Source organism: Inquilinus limosus MP06 (genome assembly GCF_000767795.1).
Lineage (GTDB): Bacteria > Pseudomonadota > Alphaproteobacteria > DSM-16000 > Inquilinaceae > Inquilinus > Inquilinus limosus_E.
This window is the reverse complement of sequence record NZ_JANX01000420.1, coordinates 1-5,706: the sequence shown is the minus strand read 5'-3', so window position 1 is coordinate 5,706 and position 5,706 is coordinate 1. Positions and strand designations below refer to the sequence as shown.

The 5,706-nt window shown below is 68.8% G+C and carries 7 protein-coding genes; 2 read left to right on the top strand and 5 right to left on the bottom strand.

The features are described from left to right. Positions 1–389 (top strand): TSUP family transporter (locus P409_RS24685; protein ID WP_034844820.1); only part of this gene is annotated, 389 nt, incomplete at its 5' end. A gap of 11 nt (positions 390–400) precedes the next feature. Here the strand turns inward: P409_RS24685 and P409_RS24680 are convergent. From P409_RS24680 to P409_RS24670, 3 genes are all read right to left on the bottom strand, one after another. Beyond that, the gene (locus P409_RS24680; RefSeq protein ID WP_034844819.1) at positions 401–868 is read right to left on the bottom strand and encodes a hypothetical protein; all 468 of its coding nucleotides are present in this window, start codon (positions 866–868) and stop codon (positions 401–403) included. 116 nt (positions 869–984) lie between these two features. Continuing rightward, positions 985–1,425, bottom strand: a complete 441-nt coding sequence (locus P409_RS24675; protein WP_034844818.1) for a hypothetical protein — start codon at positions 1,423–1,425, stop codon at positions 985–987. Between the two features lie 69 nt (positions 1,426–1,494). After that, positions 1,495–3,027: an acyl-CoA carboxylase subunit beta gene (locus P409_RS24670; RefSeq protein ID WP_034844816.1), complete on the bottom strand. Its 1,533-nt coding sequence runs from the start codon at positions 3,025–3,027 to the stop codon at positions 1,495–1,497. A 136-nt stretch (positions 3,028–3,163) separates the two neighbouring features. On the opposite strand from P409_RS24670, the gene P409_RS24665 reads away from it, so the two are divergent. Next, positions 3,164–4,330 carry a M20 aminoacylase family protein gene (locus P409_RS24665; protein ID WP_034844814.1) on the top strand — a complete coding sequence of 389 codons (1,167 nt, stop codon included), beginning with the start codon at positions 3,164–3,166 and terminating at the stop codon, positions 4,328–4,330. 3 nt (positions 4,331–4,333) lie between these two features. On the opposite strand, the gene P409_RS24660 is transcribed toward P409_RS24665, so the two are convergent. Both P409_RS24660 and P409_RS24655 read right to left on the bottom strand, forming a co-directional pair. Further along, a complete protein-coding gene (locus P409_RS24660) occupies positions 4,334–4,681 on the bottom strand; it encodes an antibiotic biosynthesis monooxygenase family protein (RefSeq protein ID WP_034844812.1) in 348 nt (115 codons plus the stop codon). A gap of 10 nt (positions 4,682–4,691) precedes the next feature. Beyond that, positions 4,692–5,594 (bottom strand): alpha/beta fold hydrolase, encoded by a 903-nt coding sequence (locus tag P409_RS24655; protein WP_034844810.1) that lies wholly within the window; start codon positions 5,592–5,594, stop codon positions 4,692–4,694. Positions 5,595–5,706 lie beyond the last annotated feature (112 nt).

Sequence of the window (5,706 nt, the reverse complement as noted above, 5' to 3'; positions counted from 1 at the left end):
CCGCCCTGTCCGTGCCGGCCAGGGCGGAGCGCTGGTGGTCGGGCCCGGTCGGCGCCGCCACCGGCCTGGTCACCGCCGCCACCGGGGTCTTCGTCATCCCGGCGGTGCCGTTCCTGCAGGCGCTGGGGCTGGAGAAGGAGGATCTGGTGCAGGCGCTGGGCCTGTCCTTCACCGTCTCGACCCTGGCGCTGACGGCCGGGCTGGCGCGGGACGGCGCCTTCCCGCTGGACGCCGCCGGCACCTCGCTGCTGGCCCTGGCCCCGGCGCTGCTGGGCATGGCCGCCGGCCAGTGGCTGCGCCTCAGGGTGCGGCCGGAGGCGTTCCGGCGCTGGTTCTTCCTCGGCCTCCTGCTGCTCGGCCTCGACCTGGCGCTGCGGCCGCTGCTGTGAGCGGCGGCCGGTTACGGCGTCTTCCGCTCCACGGCCATGCAGCCGTCACCCTGATACTGGTAGCCAACGACCCGCTGCCGCTCATCATAGTCCAGATCGATGAAGCAGCTCCGCTGAACGGAATAGGACGGCACCGAACGATCGACATAGACGGTCCGGGTTTCGCTGTAGCTGCCGCTGCTCTTGCCCCGGCGATTGTAGCTGGTGCCGTACACATACTCTGTTCTCGGCACGCTGACGGTGTAGCCGCCACCGGAGTCGGTCCAGTCCAGCTTGTAGGTCGCGATGATATGGCCGTCCTCCTTGCGCTCGAACTCCGAGACCGGCGGGCCGAGATGGCCAACCACCCTGTCCTTCGACAATCCGATCAGCCGCTCCATCCGCTGCTGGAAGCCGAGCTCGCTGAACTGGGGGCCGCGCGGGCCGCAGCCGGCGATCAACACCGCCGTTCCGGCCAGGAGCAGAGCGATCCGCCGCATCGATGATTCCTCCCCCGAGCGCCGCCGCAGGACTTCCGTCTCCTGCCACGGGTTATCATAAAATAGCAAATATAGAATCAACACAACCTTAAATCGATCGCATGACGCTGACAGCCCTATTCCGGCGCGACGCAGCCCTCCCCGGCATAGGCGTAGCTGGCCACGCGGTTGGCGGCGTTGAAATAGAAGGTGGTCAGGCAGCGCCGCTCGATCGCGTAGGGCGGCACGTATTCCTGGTCATAGACCGTCCGCGTCTCCTTGTAGCGGCGCTTGTCGCCGTCATCGTCGCGGTAGGTGCCGCGCACGACCTCGGTGCGCGGCACGCTGTTCGTGTAGCCGCCGCCGGTCTCGACATAGGACAGGTTGAACTGGGCGTAGCGCCGCCCGTCCTCGGTCCGGCTCTCATAGATCGGCGGGCCGTAGCGCACGATCAGCTGGTCCTTCGGCTGGCCGATCAGCTGGTCCAGCCCCTTGCGGAACCCCGCCTCGGTGGCGCAGCCGGCCAGCAGCAGCGCCCCGGCCAGAAGGGTCGTCAGGGGGCGGAAGCGCGCCATCATTCCGGTCTCGGTGCCAAAGTCTCTCCCGGCCGGGATGGCACCACCCCGGCGTGGCGGAATCAAGGCGCCCTACAACGGCAGGTTGTCGTGCTTCTTCCAGGGATTCTCGAGCTTCTTCTCCGCCAGCATCGCCAGGGCCTTGCAGATCCGCCGGCGGGTGTTGTGCGGCATGATCACATCGTCGACATAGCCGCGGGCCGCGGCGACGAAGGGGTTCGCGAATTTCTCGCGGTACTCCTCGGTCCGCGCCGCGATCTTCTCGGCGTCGCCGAGATCGGCGCGGAAGATGATCTCGACCGCGCCCTTCGGCCCCATCACCGCGATCTCGGCCGTCGGCCAGGCGTAGTTGACGTCGCCGCGCAGATGCTTGGACGCCATCACGTCATAGGCCCCGCCATAGGCCTTGCGGGTGATCACCGTGACCTTCGGCACCGTCGCCTCGGCATAGGCGAACAGAAGCTTGGCGCCGTGCTTGATGATGCCGCCATATTCCTGGCTGGTGCCGGGCAGGAAGCCCGGCACGTCGACGAAGGTGACGATCGGGATGTTGAAGGCGTCGCAGAAGCGGACGAAGCGCGCCGCCTTGCGGCTGGAATCGATGTCCAGGCAGCCGGCCAGCACCATCGGCTGGTTGGCGACGATGCCGACGGTTCGGCCCTGCATCCGCGCCACGCCGATGACGATGTTGCCGGCGAAGGCGGGCTGCAGCTCGAAGAAATCGCCCTCGTCCACCACCTTCCCGATCAGCTCCTTCATGTCGTAGGGCTTGTTCGGGTTGGCCGGGATCAGCGTGTCCAGCGACATCTCCGGCCGGTCGGCCGGATCGTCGGTCGGGCGGATCGGCGCCGGGGCGCGGTTCGAGGACGGCAGGAAGCCGACGAAGTCGCGCAGCCGCAGCAGCGCCTCGACATCGTCCTCGAAGGCCAGGTCGGCGACGCCGGATTTGGCGGTATGGGTGACGGCGCCGCCGAGATCCTCGGCCGACACCATCTCATGCGTCACCGTCTTCACCACGTCCGGGCCGGTGACGAACATGTACGAGCTGTCCTTCACCATGAAGATGAAGTCGGTCATCGCCGGGGAGTACACGGCGCCGCCGGCGCAGGGGCCCATGATCAGCGAGATCTGCGGCACCACGCCGGAGGCCAGGACGTTGCGCTGGAACACCTCGGCATATCCGCCGAGCGAGGCCACGCCCTCCTGGATCCGGGCGCCGCCCGAATCGTTCAGGCCGATGACGGGCGCGCCGACCTTCATCGCCTGGTCCATGATCTTGCAGATCTTCTCGGCATGCGCCTCGGACAGCGAGCCGCCGAACACCGTGAAGTCCTGGCTGAAGACGAAGACCAGCTTGCCGTCGACGGTGCCGAAGCCGGTCACCACGCCGTCGCCCGGCACCTTCTGCTCGGCCATGCCGAAATCCGCCGAGCGGTGCTCGACGAACATGTCCCATTCCTCGAAGGAGCCGGGGTCGAGGAAGACCTCGAGCCGCTCGCGCGCCGTCAGCTTGCCCTTGGCGTGCTGGGCCTCGACCCGCTTCCTGCCGCCGCCCAGGCGCGCCGCCGCGCGCTTCGTCTCGAGCACCTCAAGGATCTCGCGCATTCTCTCCCCGCGGCTGTCCGCCAAAGCGTCATCCGCCTGCAATAGCACGAGGCGGAAGGATGGGCGAGATCGGGGCTTGCCAGCGCCGCCGCCCGGGTTCCTGATATCGTCCGACGTTCCCGCGAAGGACTCAGCCATGAAGATCGACCCGATGATCGCCGGCTTCGCCGACGAGCTGACCGAATGGCGGCGGGACATCCACGCCCATCCGGAGCTGGGCTTCGAGGAGCACCGCACCAGCGCCCTGGTGGCGGAGCGGCTGCGCGCCTTCGGCTGCGAAGTGGCGACCGGGATCGGCAAGACCGGCGTGGTCGGCACGCTGCGGGTCGGCAACAACCCGACGGCGATCGCGCTGCGCGCCGACATGGACGCGCTGCCGATGCAGGAGGTGAACGATTTCGGCCACCGGTCGCGGACCCCGAACACCATGCATGCCTGCGGCCATGACGGCCACACCACCATGCTGCTGGGCGCCGCCCGCTACCTGGCAGCCACACGGAACTTCGACGGCACGGTGCATTTCATCTTCCAGCCGGCCGAGGAGGGCCGCGGCGGGGCGGAGGCGATGATCGCCGACGGGCTGTTCGAGCAGTTCCCCTGCGAGGCCGTGTTCGGCATGCACAACTTCCACACGCTGGAGGCCGGGCATGTGATGGTGCGGCCCGGCCCGACCATGTCCGGCGGCGGCGTGTTCGACATCGCGATCACCGGCCGCGGCGCCCATGGCGCGCTGCCGGAGACGGGCGTCGACCCGGTGCTGATCGCGGCGCATGTGGTGACGGCGCTGCAGAGCGTGGTGGCCCGCAACGTCTCCGCCCTCGATTCCGCGGTGATCAGCGTCACCCAGATCCATGCCGGCGACGCCTACAACGTGATTCCCGACACCGCCGTGCTGCGCGGCACCTTCCGCGCCCTGCGGATGGAGGTGCTGGAGGCGCTGAAGACGCGGATCGAGACGATCGCGCGCGACGTCGCCGCCGCCTTCGGCGGCAAGGCCGAGCCGAAGGTGGTGATCAAGGTCATCCCGGTGATCAACGACGCCGCCGAGACCGCCTGGGCCGCCGAGACGGCGGCGGAGGCGCTGGGCGCCGACACGGTGCGGGACGACGGCGACATCGTCATGGCGTCGGAGGATTTCGCCTTCATGCTGGCGGAGAAGCCGGGCGCCTTCCTGTTCATCGGCAACGGCCGCGGCAGCGTGCCGGTGCACAATCCGCGCTACGACTTCAATGACGAGATCCTGCCGGTCGGCGCCACGCTGTGGTCGCGGCTGGTGGAGACCCGGCTGAAGAAGGCGGGGTGAGCGTCACCGTCCGTCGCCGCCGGTGTCGCCATGCGCGTGCCGGATCTGCAGGATCTGGACCCGGTCCGGCAGCTCGATCAGGAACTCCGGGTCGCGGTCGAGATGGTGGATCGCGGCCGGGTCGCTGCCGGTGAACCGCGCCATGGCCTCGACGCTCTCCCAGTAGGAGATGGTGACGAATTCGGTCTCGTCCGCGCGGTCCTCGCGCAGGCACTGCACGCCCATCGCCTTCTCGATCAAGGGCCTGATGCCGATCTCGTAATTGTAGGCCTCGTATTCGTCGGCCCGGTCGCGCCGGGTGCGGCCGCGCCAGATCCGGGCGATCCTGGGTCGCTTCCGATCATCGCTCATCCGTCGCTCCTCATCTGCTGTGCACGCGGCCGAGAAAGCCGCGCATCAGGGCCACGATCTCGTCGAGATTGGTCTCCAGCGCCCAATGGCCGCCGTCGAGCAGATGCAGCTCCGCCTCCGGCAGGTCGCGCAGCCAGGCCTTCGCCGAGTCCTCGGGCATGTAGCCGTCTTGCGGTCCCCAGGCGATCAACGTCGGCGGCCGGTGCTCGCGCAGATAGGCCTGGTAGCGCGGGAACCAGCCCAGATTCTCCTTCAGCCCCTCCATCAGCCCGACCGCGATCGCCCGGCGCCCGGGCGTGTCCATCAGCGGCCAGTGCAGTTTCCACAGGTCGGGCGGGATGCGCTGGGCCAGGTCGCCACGGACGTCGTTCAGGAACTCGTCGCGGAAGCCCTCCTCGCTGACGGCGGCCACCAGCCTGGCCCGTCCCTCCGCCGTCGGATTCGCGAAGTAATCCGTCAGGAAAGCGTATTTCGGCCCCAGTGCATCCTCGTAGATATCGCCGTTCTGGACGATCAGCGCCGCGACGCGCTCCGGCCGCCGGATCGCCAGGCGCAGCCCGATCTGCGAGCCGTAATCGTGCAAGTACAGGGCGAAGCGGCCCAGCCCCAGCGTGTCGGCGACGCGCTCCAGCAGGCCGGCATAGCCGTCGAAGTCGTAGGCGAAGCCCTCGGGCGTGTCGCTGAGGCCGAAGCCGGGAAAATCCGGCGCGACCAGGCGCCAGCGGTCGGCCAGCGCCGGCAGCAGGTTGCGGAACTGGTAGGAGGAGCAGGGATAGCCGTGCGGCAGCAGCAGGACGGGTGCATCCTCCCGCCCCGCCTCCCGGGTGAAGATGCGGATGCCGTCGATGGTGATGTGACGATGCCGGACGGTCCGGTCGGCGCCGGTTGCCGGGTCGGGGGATGGTCGCGTCATGGCTCCGCCTCCGGTGAGCGGGCGCGGCCGCCCAGGCCGGCCGACGCCGTTGTCGAGGAGCCGGAGGCAGGCCGGCCTATCCTTCAGATAGGTCGCGCGGCCGGATGCTCCA

What these genes read in the sequence shown, in the direction of transcription:
- P409_RS24680 (WP_034844819.1), bottom strand. Translation starts at nt 868, where the DNA reads ATGCGGCGGATCGCTCTGCTCCTGGCCGGAACGGCGGTGTTGATCGCC.
- P409_RS24675 (WP_034844818.1), bottom strand. Translation starts at nt 1,425, where the DNA reads ATGATGGCGCGCTTCCGCCCCCTGACGACCCTTCTGGCCGGGGCGCTG.
- P409_RS24670 (WP_034844816.1), bottom strand. Translation starts at nt 3,027, where the DNA reads ATGCGCGAGATCCTTGAGGTGCTCGAGACGAAGCGCGCGGCGGCGCGC.
- P409_RS24665 (WP_034844814.1), top strand. Translation starts at nt 3,164, where the DNA reads ATGAAGATCGACCCGATGATCGCCGGCTTCGCCGACGAGCTGACCGAA.
- P409_RS24660 (WP_034844812.1), bottom strand. Translation starts at nt 4,681, where the DNA reads ATGAGCGATGATCGGAAGCGACCCAGGATCGCCCGGATCTGGCGCGGC.
- P409_RS24655 (WP_034844810.1), bottom strand. Translation starts at nt 5,594, where the DNA reads ATGACGCGACCATCCCCCGACCCGGCAACCGGCGCCGACCGGACCGTC.